Source organism: Bacillus timonensis (assembly GCF_000285535.1).
Lineage (GTDB): Bacteria > Bacillota > Bacilli > Bacillales > Bacillaceae_L > Ferdinandcohnia > Ferdinandcohnia timonensis.
The window spans coordinates 6,047-20,184 of the sequence record NZ_HE610986.1 but is presented as its reverse complement, the minus strand read 5'-3'; the positions used below and the strand labels follow the sequence as shown (position 1 = coordinate 20,184).

Genomic DNA, 14,138 nt, shown 5'->3' with positions numbered 1-14,138 from the left:
GTGTATGACTAATGTGGGAAATCTGACCAGGCAAGTGTGGTGCTTGTGCTGAAGATTGCAGAAGAGGTGATAGGCTTTTATCGAAGCTGCAAGGCAGTGGCTGAGATAGTCTCGAACAGGTGGTGCTGCGTTATGAGACGGCTGAAGACCGAAAGGATATGCAGTAAGAATAGTTTGGATTGAACTGTGGCAGGTTCAATTGTCTTGGCGGACAATGATTTGTACTTTTGTAGTTGTTTTTTTCTCCATATAGGAGGTGGTTTTATGGTGCAAAATCAAGTTGTAGCAAGCTCTTGGCGGGGATTGCTGCAATACATTACTAACAACTTAATTGGAAATGGTTATTATTATTGGCATTTAACAGAACTTCCAGTTCACAAGGAATCAAAATGGGGGGGGATTGACAAGAAATTTGTAAAAAAATATAAGACAGATAAAAGTAAATTTCAACGAGCTAGGAGAAAAAAAGATGGCCTTGCCAACTTTATTTATATTAGGTGGCAACAATTTGCCTTCGTTTTTCACACACACGGTACAGTTCCTAGCGACGTTGAATACACTGATGTATTTTATGATATTAGAGAAAAACCAGACGAAGTTAAATTACATAATGGTAAAAAAATACGTCTACGCCATAAGATGATATTTTTAAAAATCGGTTTGGAGACGGGTTTTGACATACAATTATCGAATAATGGGAAAGCCCATGTTAAATTATCAAAAGATACCTATCTCGGCTTGAAAGCAATATTTCACAATACAGCAATAAGACGTAATACTAATTCACTGAAAGGAGTTTTTGCTATGGTGAATGGTTTACCGAATTACGCTGGGGTTGTTAAACAAAAGAAGATGTTACGTGAATATATAGTTAAACAAGCCGAGAAAAATGAATTGCGAGTAATAGATAAAAAGACAAAGAAAAAGCGAAAAATGCAATATAAAGATTTTTATATTTATACGAAAAAAGATACAGTTAAGGTATTTGATGAAACTAAATAAAGTAGAGTCTTTATAAAAGCAGTGACACTTAAGCTAGCCAAACTACAACTGGTAGAAAACAAAGTCGTATTAGAATACGACAATAGTAACATTAGGGCAATTCCTTTTCACTTATTCCATTAGGGGTATATTTAGTGAAAGGAATTGCTTTTTTCTTTTTTATGGATTTAGGAATATTAAAAAAATTAGAAAAAGGTTGTGACAACATATTATCGAGTATTGCCGAAAAGCGATGTTTATTAAGGCCTTTCGGTATGAATCGGAGGGGTTTCTACTATTTGTACATATTCTAAAAAAACGAGTTATTCACAAAACTATAGACAGAAAGTGAGTTTCGAAATGTTTCAGAAAAATCTTTGATTTTTTAAGAACGGTGATAGAATAGTAAAAATTTGAAAAGGGGAGATTCAAATGAAATTGGAAACTGCTTATCAGGTGTTTAATGAAATTAAAAGAAGTATAAAAAATCTAGAAAATAGTAACGGTTATTTGTCTGATGAATTTGAATATAACTGTAACGATGCTGAAGAAAAATACATGTATAACATTTCTCGTTCTATCGTTGATAGGCTTGATGCTGTTCAAACATTGCTTAATTGGATAGAAAAACCTGTTATTGCAATAGGAAGATTGACAAGTAATCAAAATAAACGATACGAAGTAGGAGGAAAAGAATTAACAAGTGGACATCCTATTGATGTATGGGATGATGAATGGGATGAATGGGTATATTCTAGAGTAGAACATAACGGTCATGATTATTATATTGTATCATTTGGTCGAGATGAAAAAATTGAAGGTATGTCGGTAAGATTAAGACAGTGAACTTTTAGGACTGAGATTTCTCAGTCTGTTTTTTATTTTTTCAGATTTAACATTTGTAATCATTTGTTTTGTTTTGAAGTTTATATTATACTGATTTTACACTTACCGCCCAAAGTACAGGAGTGAAAAAGAGTGGTTCCAGTAGAGATGGAACCACTCTTTTACTTTTTTAAGGGAGAGGGATATACGCACAATCCATTATTTGCAATTTTCTAATTTCAATAGAAGGGGATACTTAAAATGGTCTGTTAGATATTCCGTAAATTCATTACTAATTAAATGATTAGGAAATGGGTAACTATTTTCAGCATTTGACAGGCTTAATTCCACATTAAATTCAAATCCATTAGATTTATTATTAACAAAATAAAAATCGGCTTGGTAATGAGGGTAAGGATAAATATCGCTACCTTTAATTTCTGGTCCACTCCAAGAAGCAATCAAATCGAGATAGCCGTAAAAAAGCTTACGATATTCATTTTCTTTTGGAGAAGTTTCATCGAAAATTATGCTAACACAACCAATTTCTGGGTTACTTTTTTCCAACATAATTATACTTTCTATTATTTTAAAATGTTCCAAAAGGAAGAACACCACCTAAGATTTGAATTATATCTATTATTATATCAAAACTAAATCGGGAGTTGCTAGATTTTGTCATATGGATGAAAGTATTTGAATAGGTTAAAAGAAAGAATAAAAAAGGTGGGGGATTTATGTTTGGGGTTAAAAAGAAAAAAGCAAAAGATAAACTATCAAAAAAAGATGAAGCAAAAATATTTAAGAGGGCTAAAAAAGAAACTGCGGTCAAACTGATAAAAGTAATTAAAGATTGAAGAAATAACAAAACGTATAAGGAATAAAAATAAGAAAAACAGTCTCTCTTGATTTTCATCATAAGAGACTGTTTTTATATGCGCAAATAAATTAAAATTATGCAACTCCACTACCAATAGTAATATAAGTAGGGTAAAAATACCTATAATTTGCTACAATAATAATAGTATATATTTGTAAAACACTTAAAGGGTGAGGAGCTATGGGTTATTCTGAAGCTGATACACGAAGTAAGTTAATTGACCCCATGATGAAGGCTGCTGGATGGAAAGAAACGCAAATACAGAGAGAATATAAAGTTACTGATGGTCGTATCACGTTTGATGGGAAAAAGGGTGTTCGTGGTACACCGAGTTATGCGGATTATTTGTTACGATATAAATCGTCTGTAAGATTGGCAGTTGTAGAGGCTAAAAAGGAAGAACTATCCCATTTGGAGGGTTTAAAACAAGTGAAGGATTATGCAAAAAAGCTTGGTCTCCGTTTTGCATATACAACAAATGGACATGAAATAGAATTTATTGATTTGAAGAACAATAATCAAAAAACTGTAGATGCATTTCATTCACCAGAAGAATTATGGGCAATGTACCGAGAGGAACTACATGTTGAGAGAACAGATTGGTTGAAAGCATTGCTTCAAGATTATTACGAAGAAACAGGAATTGGCCAAAAAAGAAGTCCTCGTTACTATCAAGAAAAAGCTGTAACGAATATCATCGAAGCAGTTGTTGCAGGTCAGAAAAAGGTTCTTGTTAATATGGCGACTGGAACAGGGAAGACATTTACCTCTGTTCAAACTATTTATAAGTTGAAAGAAAGTGGCGTAGTTAATCGGGTGCTTTTCATAGTTGACCGAAATATTCTAGCTGACCAAGCGTTTAAAGATTTTGATTTGGTCTTCGAAAAAGATGCTTGCTGGAGATTAAAACCATCCGAAAAAAGCTTTAAGAAAGGCCGCAGTATATACTTTGGAATCTACCAAACCTTAGTAGGTACTGAAGATGAAGAGGGAAATCCAACTGGAAAAAGGCAAGACAGATTTAAAGAATTTCCACCAGACTTTTTTGACCTGATTGTAATTGATGAATGTCACCGCGGTGGAGCTAATGAGGAAGGGAACTGGTTCCGATTGCTTGAGTATTTTGACTCTGCCATTCAGGTCGGTCTTACAGCTACTCCTAAAAGGGATGAATCAGTAGATACTTATGCTTACTTTGGTGAGCCAGTAATGACATATAGCCTTAAAGAAGGGATAAACGACGGATATTTATCGCCTTATGTTATAAAACGGGTGCGTTCGGATATAGATACATTTGGATTCCAACCACAAGGTGTCATTATTGATAAATATGGTAATGAAATTAAAGAAAAGAACTTTGAAATGAAGGATTTTGAACGTAAATTGTCTTTTCCAGAACGAACACGGTTCTATGCAAAACACTTAGTAAATCACCTATATAAAACTGATATTTTTGGCAAAACAATCGTTTTTTGTGTGGACCAACGCCATGCTGCTGATATGGCTAAGTATGTCAATGAGGCTTATAAAGCACTAGCGGAAGAAAAAGGTTTGGACGACCTACCAGAATTCGCTTTAAGAATTACTAGCAACGATAAAAGCGCAAATGGTCGTTATTTGGACTTGGAACGATTCGAAGAACTTGAAAATCCATTACCTGTTGTTGTTACTACATCAAAACTGTTAACTACAGGAGTAGATATTAGAAACATCAAAAACATTGTTATTTTCACTCAAATCGGTTCAATTACGGAATTTAAACAGGTTATCGGAAGAGGAACACGCATTTATGAAACAAACAACCCACAGACTGAAAAACTTGGATTTACAATTTTAGAATATGGTAATACATCAACAAGCCTTTTTTATGACCCTGATTTTGATGGTGAACCAGAAAAAATTGATGATGATGACGAAGACCAAGAAAATAAGGGGAAAAAGGGAAAAAAGATGATGACGATGATGATTTAGGCATAAATGGTGATGACGATGATGATGTAGCAAAACGTATTCGTTATCGATTATCTGATGACTTTATGCGTGACCAAGTAAAGTCTTCGATGGAAGTCTTAAATCTATTGGATGATGATGGGGAAACATTGTCTCCAACTGAATTCATTCAATATCAATCAAACAAAATTAGAACAATGTATGCTGATGCTAATGCTTTCAAGGAAGCTTGGGAAAACCCAAAAACACGCAATCAAATTTTCAAAAAAGTTGAAGAAATGGGAATCCAAGTTGATACATTAGCAGAGTTATTCTGCATTGAACATGATAGGCATGATGTTGATTTATTCGATATCATCATGAACCTGGCTTTCGGTTATCAGTTCAAGTCAAAATCTGACCGAATTAAAGAATTCAAGAGAAAGCATAAAGAGTTCTTTGCTCAGTACAGAGAGCAAGCACTTGAAGTTCTGGAAGCAATATTAAGTATTTACGAGCAGGAGGAATACAGACCTCTTAAGATAGTACCAGATACATTTAAAACTAATAAATTCCAAGAGTTAAATATTAGTTCAATGATTGATGTTCAAGAGGTATTTGGTTCTAAAGAAAAAATGTTGGAAGCATTTAAATACGTTCAATCGCACATCTATGAGGGAGAGTTAGCTTAATGACACGTGATAGTTTAGAAAATCTTATAAAAAAATGTACAGATATACTTCGTACTGATGATGGTATTTCTGGCTCTATGCACTATACCGAGGCACTTTCATGGATTCTTTTTCTTAAATTTTTAGATGACAGAGAAAAAGAAGCTGCTCTAAATGCTGAAGTTAATTTTGAAGACTATGAGCACATTATTGATGAAGAATATCGCTGGGATAAATGGGCTAAAAATACTAAATTGACAGGTTCCGACTTAATTGAATTTGTAAATGATGATTTAATTCCTTATCTTGCAGGATTGAAAGGTGAAAAAACTGCTGACCGACGTGATGTAATTTCATCAATTTTTAGTGAAGTAACAAATCGCGTTCAATCAGGGTACCTTTTGAAAGATGTCTTATTGGAAATTGACCTAATTAAATTTAATAGTTCAGATGATATTCATACTCTTTCGGTTCTTTATGAAACATTACTTCAAAAAATGGGTGATGACGGCGGTAATAGTGGAGAATTCTATACACCACGTCCTGTTGTTCGCTTTATTGTCGAGTGTGTTGAGCCTAAAATCGGAGATACAATACTAGACCCTGCTACGGGTTCAGCAGGCTTCTTGTCCGAAGCATATGAATATTTGAAAGAAAAAGCTGCTACAGCATCTCAAATAAAAATCTTATCTGAAGAAACATTTTATGGAAAAGAAAAAACCTCTTTAGCGTATTTGTTGGGATTGATGAATATGCTATTGCATGGCGTTGATTATCCTCAAATAGAAAAAACTAATACATTAAGTAAAAATATACGTCAAATAGATGAGTCGGAAAAATTTGATGTCATTTTAACTAATCCACCTTTTGGTGGAAAGGAACAAAAGATTATTCAACAGAACTTTCCGCACCAAACTCAAGCAACAGAGATGTTATTTTTACAATATATAATGAAATCACTTAAGTTTGATGGAAAGGCTGCTGTGGTAGTTCCAGAGGGTGTATTATTCCAAACTGGCAACGTTTATCAAGCTGTAAAAAAAGAGCTTATAGAGGGTTTTAACCTTCACAGTGTAGTTAGTTTACCTGCGGGTGTATTTCTGCCTTATTCTGGGGTGAAAACATCGATTCTGTTCTTTGATAAAACTGAAAAAACAAAAGATATTTGGTTTTATGATGTTCCGTTGATAGATAACAGAAAACTTACTAAAAATAATGGAATTTCAGCAAAACACTTTGACTCGGCAAAAGAATTGTTTAAAACTAGAAAAGAAACGGAGCATAGTTGGGTTGTTCCAGTCGAAAAAATTATTGAAAATGAAATGAACATTTCTGCTAGTAAATATAATCCTCATGTTGCTGATGAGGAAGAATTACTAGAGCCTGAAGTTTATGTTGATGAAATTAAAACTCTTTTAGAAGAGTCTTTAATCCTTGTTTCGTCAGTTTTAAAGAGTGGTGAAGACAAGTGACTAACAGAGAAAATATTACTACTCTCCCAGAAGAAGAGCATTTATACAATACTCCTAGTTCATGGGTATGGACCAGATTGGGTTCTGTAATCCAAATAACTGGTGGTAGTCAGCCACCCAAAAAGGTATTTATAAATGAGCCAAGGGAAAATTACACTCGATTAGTTCAAATTAGGGATTTTAAGAGTGATAATTTTTTAACGTACATTCCAAATGAGTATGCGAATCGCCCCTTTAAAGAAGATGATATTATGATTGGTAGATATGGTCCTCCAGTTTTTCAAATCTTAAGAGGATTAAGTGGGAGTTATAATGTGGCTCTTATGAAGGCCGAGCCAATTGGGGGAGTATTAACAAAAGATTTTTTGTTTCACCTTCTTCAAGCATCATTTATTCAGAATCCTGTTATTAAGGATTCCCAACGTTCGGCAGGACAAAGTGGGGTAAGAAGAGATTTGTTAGAATCTTTACCTATCCCAATTCCCCCAAGGGCTGAACAGAAAAGAATAATAAAGCAACTTGAATATTCATATGAAATGATAGCTGAAGTAAAACAGAAATTGTCCAAGGCAAAAGAGCTAATAAGGTTGAAGCATGAATCACTATTACGAAAGGCACTTAGAGGTAAATTAGTCTCCCAAATTGAAAGTGACGGAATAGTAGCAGAATTCCTAATGGAAATTGAAAAAGAATTTAATAAAGGTAAAAAGAAAAAGGTGAAGATTTCAACAATTGAAGAAAAACCCTATCAACTCCCAAAAAATTGGGAGTGGGTAAGTCTAGGTGATATTACAAATTTTATAAATGGAGATAGAGGCAAAAACTATCCTTCAAAAAGTGACTTGGTTATAGAAGGGATTCCATTTATAAATGCAGGACATTTAGTTGATGGAAAAGTAGATGTATCAAATTTGAATTATGTTACGGAAGAAAAATATAGTATGTTACGAAGTGGGAAAATTGAGGAAAATGATGTTTTGTACTGTATTAGAGGTACACTAGGAAAAACGGCAATCGTTGATAATGTTGATAAAGGAGCAATAGCTTCATCTCTTGTGATTATAAGACCTAGCAAATTTCTACTCTCAAAATTTTTGTATTTTTATCTAATTAGCGATATTGGTAAAAAGATGATAAAAATTCATGATAATGGTTCGGCCCAACCTAATTTATCTGTAAATAATTTAACAAAATATGCTTTTCCTCTGCCTCCAATAAATGAGCAAAAACGAATTGTAGAACAATTAGAAAAAGAATTCGAAATAGAGGTGGAAACCTTAAAGCACATTGAAAAAGCAGAGATTTATTTAGAGAAACTTCGAAATAGTTTATCACTAAAAGCATTTCGTGGTGAATTGGTTGAACAAATACCAGAAGAAGGTACAGGTTTAGATTTAATAAAAGGTATAATTGAATAACTAAGTGCAAAAGAAGTTCCTATCCTAAAAGTAGAGAGGAACTTCTTTTTTTTTTGATAAAAAGTTAGCTTAAAGGTAAAGATTCCTTAAATAAATAATACTTCGATATTATCTCATGAAAAGTTCCAGTATCTTTAACACCAAACAACCCTGGTCCACATTTTTTATGTGTAATTGTATTCAATTCATCTAAATATACCTCATCATGAAAATCCACAGGTATATGACAGTTTCCGCAATGGAGCTTTGTATCACTCATTTCGCAACCTCTCCTTCTTCAATTGATTTTGAAAATAGGATAATGGATTGAATCAGTTTTAACAAATAGCCAAAATCCTATTTTTTACATTCCAACGCCTACAAAATTGAGATTTTAATCAGGAGAAAATTTTATTTTTTGAATCAAAGTTGATACTGAAATACATTTTTTAACCGTTTACAAGAAAATTCGGTTCGATAGTATTAAAGTCATCAATTTATACAATCACATACCCCAATTTTCAATTAGTTATTATTCTCCCGAAACGGAATAAAGTTGGTTCCCAGCCTTGCTTAATTCTTATTGTCATCCATTACCATATATTCACTCTTGAAAATTCTATGAGAAACTGACTTTTAATTTTGCATTGGATAAATAACGACCGTTAAAAGAACTAACTCCTCAAAAAAAATTGTGATTTTTAATTTATTGATTTAAAAAGGTGTTATTTTAATGAAGGAGTTTATAAACCCATTTAGAAATCTACGTACGTAAAAGCAACATTTTTTAGACGGATTGGAGTTACGATTATGAATAAAACTTTTGGGTATTCTCGTGTTTCTACACTTGAACAAAATTTAGATATGCAAGTAGATGCATTATTAAAAGAAGGCTGTAAAAAGGAAGATATTTTTACTGAAAAAGCTTCAGGGAAAAACACAACAAGGCCACAATTAGAAAAACTAAAAGAATTGGTTCGAGCAGGTGATACCGTAGTTGTTTGGAAATTGGACCGTATTTCAAGAAGTACAAAGCATTTGTTGGAACTTTCGCAGTTCTTTGAGGATAAAGAAGTAAATCTTATTTCTATTAAAGATAAAATAGATACAAGTACAGCAATGGGGAAATTCTATTTCACAATGATAGCTGCAATCGCACAATTAGAGGCAGATATTATTTCGGAGAGAACTCTGGCAGGATTAGCATCCGCACGTTCTCGTGGAAAACTTGGTGGACGAAAAAGAATAAATCCATCAAAGGTTAAAAATGCAATTGAGCTTTATGATACTCAAAAATATACAATTGCAGAAATTACCGAAATGACAGGTGTAAAAAAGCCAACTCTATATAAATATTTGAATGAGAGAAAAGAAGATGAAAGTAATAAAGCCTAAATTATTACACATTTTCTTCAAAAGAACGTGGAAGTGTTGTAAAAATAACTATGTTAATCCATCAAATTACATTTATTTTATAGGGGAGGGTTTTTGGTGGGTAAAAAAGAAAAATTATTTATTTCAAATAGTACGGGACAGGTGTTGGATGTATTAGAACCAGGAGATTCAATAATAAAAGCGGTAGAAAGAGAAAGAAGAAAACAAGCGTTCAAACAGATTGTTGAAAATATAAAAAAACAGAATGAAATGCAAAAATATTTTCACCAAAAAAGATGGATTGCTAGTTATAATAACGAGATACTTGAACTTACAAAAAAATTAAATCTTGAAACTGCTGGTGCTGCATTAAAAGCGACACTCTACATGAATATGAATTCTAATGGAAGACTCGATACAAATGGTAGACCAATAAAAAGATTAGAACTACATAATATTTTCGCTGTAAAGAAGTCACAGGCACAAAATTACATACGTATTTTAAGTTCGGATGAAGTTAAGTTTCTAGTAGTAGATAAGGCAACAAAACCATATACATATTACATAAACAAGAAATATCATACGATGGGAACAGAAATTAAGGATGGAAGACATTTTGTGAAAATTTTTAAAGAAAAAACAAAAGAATTACTCGATGGTGTAAAATTAAGACATTTAGGTATGCTATACATACTTTTACCGTATTTCCATTTCCAAAGCGGATATTTATGTTTAAATCCAAGTGAAGATGTTAGATTAGATGGTGAAAAAAGCTTTTTTAGAAACTGGATTGAAGAAACTATTAAAGAAATTGAACATTTTACTGAAGAAGAATTATCCAAAGTATTGGGAAGAGACATTGAAACAATTGTTTGTTATCTGAAGGAATTGAGTAATGCGGGATTTTTGATGTATAGTCATTCAAATGGTGTATTTACAATCAAAATAAGACCAGATATTATGATTAGTGTTAACAGTGAAAAAGTTGATTTTGAATATTATTCTTTTGTCATGGCTGAGTTTAACCAAAATATTAAGAAGAAAAATCAGGTTAAAAATAAAGTCAATTACAAAGTGAACAACAAGGTAGAAGAAAAAGTTGAAAATAATCTTAACCTATTAAAACAATTACTTAAGAATAATCCCAATGCTAAAAAAACTGAACTAGCAAAAGCAATCGGTGTATCTAGAGGTCACATATACCGATTATTAAAAAAAATATAAGATTAAACAAAGTGTCTCGTTTTGTTTTCCGAAAATATCGGAACAAAAAAGAGACACTTTTTTAAAGTTATAAAGGGAAATATAAATATTTCTAAATTGAAACTGTTGAAAATATTGGAACAAAAAGGAGACACTTTTTATAAAAAAGACCACAAAAAATGCAATTATATCAACGTGTGTATTTCCTTTATTCATACCAGGAAATAGTGGAACAACAATTTTTTAAGATAAAAAAGGTTAAGGCTAGCGGATACTTTCTTCTGTAGTATTTTTAAAAGTGTCTCATTTATACGACCTTTCTTTTCTTTAATTACATCTAAAAAAAACTAAATTTATTCATAGGTTTTGTTTAGAAAAACTTGTTTTTATTTGAGTGATTCATTTAATAAAAAAATAACCAGGTTCTTCTCTGGAAGAGAAGGTTCTGGAGCAAGGAATTTCTCGCCTGCGAGAAAGGGCGGGCTACCGCCTGAAACTAAGAGACTGTTTTTTTTCGTACCAAGTTATTTTTGAGTCATTAAATAATGATTTTTTTTGTAATGGCGCAAAACCCTAAAGGGCCTTACGCCTAGGTTCTTTCATTAACGAAGATTCTGGTATGTTTCTTAAATTGATAAAAGATATCAATTTTGATTTATAATACCTCAAAATTCAATAAGTTCTTTTGAAATAAGTAGATATTTCATGCAAGCTTTCCAACTTTCAAAAATGGACTCTTTTTGATAATCTTAAAGCCTTCATTTAAGTAATTTTCCTTCGACTGTTTTCTTATAAAAAAAACTTAAATTGCGATAATAATTAAAACTCATATTCATGTGTCAAAACCTATCCAATCGGCCATAAAGGCATAAGTAACCAATAAAATAATTTTTTTAGAATCCTTTTTAAACAATAAAATAAAATGAACATTAAATGATTTTAATATCAAACATTATGAGTGAGGTACCGCTGTCTCTCCTGGAACCACTTCAACTTTCTATAGAATTTTATACATTAAATTTTATACCGTGCTAAAATAATTCAAATTAAGCATCAGAATATAGTGTAGTTAAATTCGGTTTCTATACCCTTTAACAATATTTTATTCCCTTTATTCATTACTAAATATCTCTTCCTTCAACCACTCTAAAGAACCAATCAAACCACCATAAATAACCAATAGTTTACATTTATTTAATATTCAGAAAATAAAAACTTTTAATTTCTGAAAAAGTTTTTTTGATTTTTTTACTTTCACCTTTTTTAAATTGCTAGGATAAAAATGCGCAAAGGAAATTTAACTCAGTTAACTGTGTAAGGGACTCCCGAAACAATTTTTAAACGTGTGGAGGTCATTAAGTTGAAATCAATCATTGAGTATCCAGAAACACTTCAAGTTAAAGATATCAAAGAAATTCTTAGAATTGGTCAAAGACAAGCATACGAACTTGTTAAATCAAAATCATTTGAAAACATTAGAATTAACCAAAGTAGATACTATTCCAAAAAAAGATTCATACATTGGCTTGAAGGAAAAGAGCTAGCTTAAATGGAGGGGAAAATAAATGAGGAGCTTAAAAGAATATCCAGATGTATTAAAAGTAGAGGATGTTAAGGGGTACTTGGGAATTGGGAAAGAACAAGCATACAATCTTGTGAATTCAGGAGTGTTTCATACAGTGCGAGCTGGTAGAAGAATACTAATTTACAAGAAAGTCTTTGAAAATTGGTTACAAGGACAGAACTAAAAACAATCTTAAGGGAGAGAGTGATTGAAGTGGCAAAAATCGTAAAAAGAGGTAAAACGTGGTCGTTTAGAGTTGATTTAGGTAAAAAAGCAAATGGGGAAAGGAATCAAGTAAGAAAAGGTGGTTTCAAGTCCCAAAAAGAGGCAAAAAAAGCTCTTGCAGACATCATGAATTCTTATTACAAAGGGGAATATGTTGAGCCTTCTAAAATGTTGTATAAGGACTTATTATCTGATTGGTTTAAAACGAGGCAATATAGAATTTCTGAACAAACCTTTAAAACTGAGGAATTATATGTAAATAAAGTTCTTATTCCAGAGCTAGGAAATATGGTATTAGCAGAATTTAAGAAAGTAAGCATTCAAAATCTTATTAACAAACTTAATGATGATTATTCTCCAAGAACAATTAAACTTATTTATGATTTGATTAAAAAATCATTTTCTTATGCAGTTGATTTTGATTTAATTGCTAAGAACCCAGCAGAAAAGATATCTTTACCTAAAATGACGAAGGTGTCAGAAATTGATGTGTGGAATGAACAAGAGATGCATTCCTTCTTAAATACCGCTAAAGAAAATAGATATTATATAGTTTATCTTTTAGCATTAACAACTGGTATGCGACGTGGTGAGATTCTAGGGTTACGCTGGAAAGATATCAGCTTTAATAATAAAACTTTAACTGTACATCAGACTTTAAAAATTGATGGAAAAGGTTTTTTAAAAGCTCCAAAAACTAAAGCAGGTCGACGAACAATACATTTACCTGACAGTTTACTCGAGGAATTAGTAAAGCAAAAGGAATTTATTGAAAATGAGAGAAAAGTAGCTGGCACCTCCTACATTGATAATAATTTAGTTGCATGTACTGTTCACGGTACACCTTTAAATCCTTCCAATCTAAGAAGAAGCTTCATTCGTTTAAAAAAGTTAGCCAATGTTAAAGATATTCGGTTCCATGACCTAAGACACACACATGCAACTCTTTTACTTGCTAAAGATGTGAATGTAAAGGTAATTGCTGAGCGACTTGGACATGCCGATACTCGAATGACATTGGACACTTATTCTCACCTTTTACCAACAATGCAAGAAACAGCAGTTATATCTTTAAACAATATATTTAGTTAATTTAGAACAAGACACTATGTGACTTGTTCTTTTTTTAATAGAATTTTAATGTTTAATTCTACGATAGACACTCCAATAAAATATTTATCACATTATTTTAAAATTACATAAAGAGGAAGTCTTTTCACAAAAATTATAGTCGAAACGGAGCAGGTTAGTTACAGTAGAAGTGAATGTAATTAGTTTTAATAACATCTGTTTTAACAAAGGGGAGAGATTGTTAAATGATTAGTAGGGATGAAGGGATAATTGAAAAACTTACCGAAATAAAAAATTACACCGAAATGTACAATACACGTGCAACAACTTACCAAATAAAACTCGTAAATCAATATAGAGATGTATTGGAAAGAAATGGGCTTTTAAATGAATTTAAAGCACTTTTAGACGATTATGAAAAACGTAAAGAAAATTTAAAATCAGGATTTGATTCTGTTATTCCTGGAGGGTTCGGTAGAGGTAGTACATATGTGCAGGGACATTTAAGAAGAAATAGAGATGGAAGTATATCATCGGTTAGAGGCC

14 protein-coding genes are annotated in these 14,138 nt (G+C 32.0%); 12 read left to right on the top strand and 2 right to left on the bottom strand.

Annotation, left to right across the window (positions count from 1 at the left end):
- The first annotated feature begins 264 nt into the window (after positions 1–264).
- Positions 265–1,002: a hypothetical protein gene (locus BTHG_RS08530; RefSeq protein WP_010676341.1), complete on the top strand. Its 738-nt coding sequence runs from the start codon at positions 265–267 to the stop codon at positions 1,000–1,002.
- A gap of 411 nt (positions 1,003–1,413) precedes the next feature.
- Positions 1,414–1,827 carry a DUF5348 domain-containing protein gene (locus BTHG_RS08525; RefSeq protein ID WP_010676340.1) on the top strand — a complete coding sequence of 138 codons (414 nt, stop codon included), beginning with the start codon at positions 1,414–1,416 and terminating at the stop codon, positions 1,825–1,827.
- A gap of 198 nt (positions 1,828–2,025) precedes the next feature.
- Here the strand turns inward: BTHG_RS08525 and BTHG_RS08515 are convergent, their stop codons facing one another.
- On the bottom strand, positions 2,026–2,409 hold the full coding sequence (locus BTHG_RS08515) for a hypothetical protein (RefSeq protein WP_010676339.1): 384 nt from the start codon (positions 2,407–2,409) through the stop codon (positions 2,026–2,028).
- A gap of 457 nt (positions 2,410–2,866) precedes the next feature.
- Between BTHG_RS08515 and hsdR the strand changes: the two genes are divergently transcribed.
- From hsdR to BTHG_RS25735, 4 genes are all read left to right on the top strand, one after another.
- The gene (gene hsdR / locus BTHG_RS24535) at positions 2,867–4,657 is read left to right on the top strand and encodes an EcoAI/FtnUII family type I restriction enzme subunit R (RefSeq protein WP_052307766.1); all 1,791 of its coding nucleotides are present in this window, start codon (positions 2,867–2,869) and stop codon (positions 4,655–4,657) included.
- Positions 4,658–4,722: 65 nt separating this feature from the next.
- Positions 4,723–5,307, top strand: coding sequence for a type I restriction-modification enzyme R subunit C-terminal domain-containing protein (locus tag BTHG_RS26485; protein WP_087947071.1), 585 nt, complete (start codon positions 4,723–4,725; stop codon positions 5,305–5,307).
- Complete coding sequence (locus BTHG_RS08500) at positions 5,307–6,758, top strand: type I restriction-modification system subunit M (RefSeq protein ID WP_010676338.1); 1,452 nt, start codon at positions 5,307–5,309, stop codon at positions 6,756–6,758. The genes BTHG_RS26485 and BTHG_RS08500 overlap by 1 nt, the downstream gene beginning before the upstream one ends.
- The gene (locus BTHG_RS25735) at positions 6,755–8,176 is read left to right on the top strand and encodes a restriction endonuclease subunit S (RefSeq protein WP_052307765.1); all 1,422 of its coding nucleotides are present in this window, start codon (positions 6,755–6,757) and stop codon (positions 8,174–8,176) included. Before BTHG_RS08500 ends, BTHG_RS25735 begins: the two co-directional genes overlap by 4 nt.
- A 64-nt stretch (positions 8,177–8,240) precedes the next feature.
- On the opposite strand, the gene BTHG_RS08490 is transcribed toward BTHG_RS25735, so the two are convergent.
- Entirely contained in the window at positions 8,241–8,435 is a 195-nt protein-coding gene (locus tag BTHG_RS08490; protein WP_010676336.1) for a hypothetical protein, read from the bottom strand.
- A 530-nt stretch (positions 8,436–8,965) separates the two neighbouring features.
- On the opposite strand from BTHG_RS08490, the gene BTHG_RS08485 reads away from it, so the two are divergent.
- From BTHG_RS08485 to BTHG_RS27045, 6 genes are all read left to right on the top strand, one after another.
- Positions 8,966–9,550: a recombinase family protein gene (locus BTHG_RS08485; protein ID WP_010676335.1), complete on the top strand. Its 585-nt coding sequence runs from the start codon at positions 8,966–8,968 to the stop codon at positions 9,548–9,550.
- 96 nt (positions 9,551–9,646) lie between these two features.
- Positions 9,647–10,753, top strand: coding sequence for a hypothetical protein (locus BTHG_RS08480; RefSeq protein WP_010676334.1), 1,107 nt, complete (start codon positions 9,647–9,649; stop codon positions 10,751–10,753).
- 1,339 nt (positions 10,754–12,092) lie between these two features.
- Entirely contained in the window at positions 12,093–12,281 is a 189-nt protein-coding gene (locus BTHG_RS08475; protein WP_010676333.1) for a helix-turn-helix domain-containing protein, read from the top strand.
- Positions 12,282–12,297: 16 nt separating this feature from the next.
- On the top strand, positions 12,298–12,480 hold the full coding sequence (locus BTHG_RS08470) for a helix-turn-helix domain-containing protein (RefSeq protein WP_010676332.1): 183 nt from the start codon (positions 12,298–12,300) through the stop codon (positions 12,478–12,480).
- A gap of 29 nt (positions 12,481–12,509) precedes the next feature.
- A complete protein-coding gene (locus BTHG_RS08465; RefSeq protein WP_010676331.1) occupies positions 12,510–13,613 on the top strand; it encodes a site-specific integrase in 1,104 nt (367 codons plus the stop codon).
- 224 nt (positions 13,614–13,837) lie between these two features.
- Positions 13,838–14,138: hypothetical protein (locus BTHG_RS27045; protein ID WP_010676330.1), on the top strand; the 301-nt coding region annotated here is incomplete at its 3' end.

Bases quoted from the DNA above. Each gene is read 5' to 3' on its own strand.
- BTHG_RS08525 (WP_010676340.1), top strand. From the start codon at position 1,414: ATGAAATTGGAAACTGCTTATCAGGTGTTTAATGAAATTAAAAGAAGT.
- BTHG_RS08490 (WP_010676336.1), bottom strand. From the start codon at position 8,435: ATGAGTGATACAAAGCTCCATTGCGGAAACTGTCATATACCTGTGGAT.
- hsdR (WP_052307766.1), top strand. From the start codon at position 2,867: ATGGGTTATTCTGAAGCTGATACACGAAGTAAGTTAATTGACCCCATG.
- BTHG_RS08500 (WP_010676338.1), top strand. From the start codon at position 5,307: ATGACACGTGATAGTTTAGAAAATCTTATAAAAAAATGTACAGATATA.
- BTHG_RS08485 (WP_010676335.1), top strand. From the start codon at position 8,966: ATGAATAAAACTTTTGGGTATTCTCGTGTTTCTACACTTGAACAAAAT.
- BTHG_RS26485 (WP_087947071.1), top strand. From the start codon at position 4,723: ATGCGTGACCAAGTAAAGTCTTCGATGGAAGTCTTAAATCTATTGGAT.
- BTHG_RS08470 (WP_010676332.1), top strand. From the start codon at position 12,298: ATGAGGAGCTTAAAAGAATATCCAGATGTATTAAAAGTAGAGGATGTT.
- BTHG_RS08530 (WP_010676341.1), top strand. From the start codon at position 265: ATGGTGCAAAATCAAGTTGTAGCAAGCTCTTGGCGGGGATTGCTGCAA.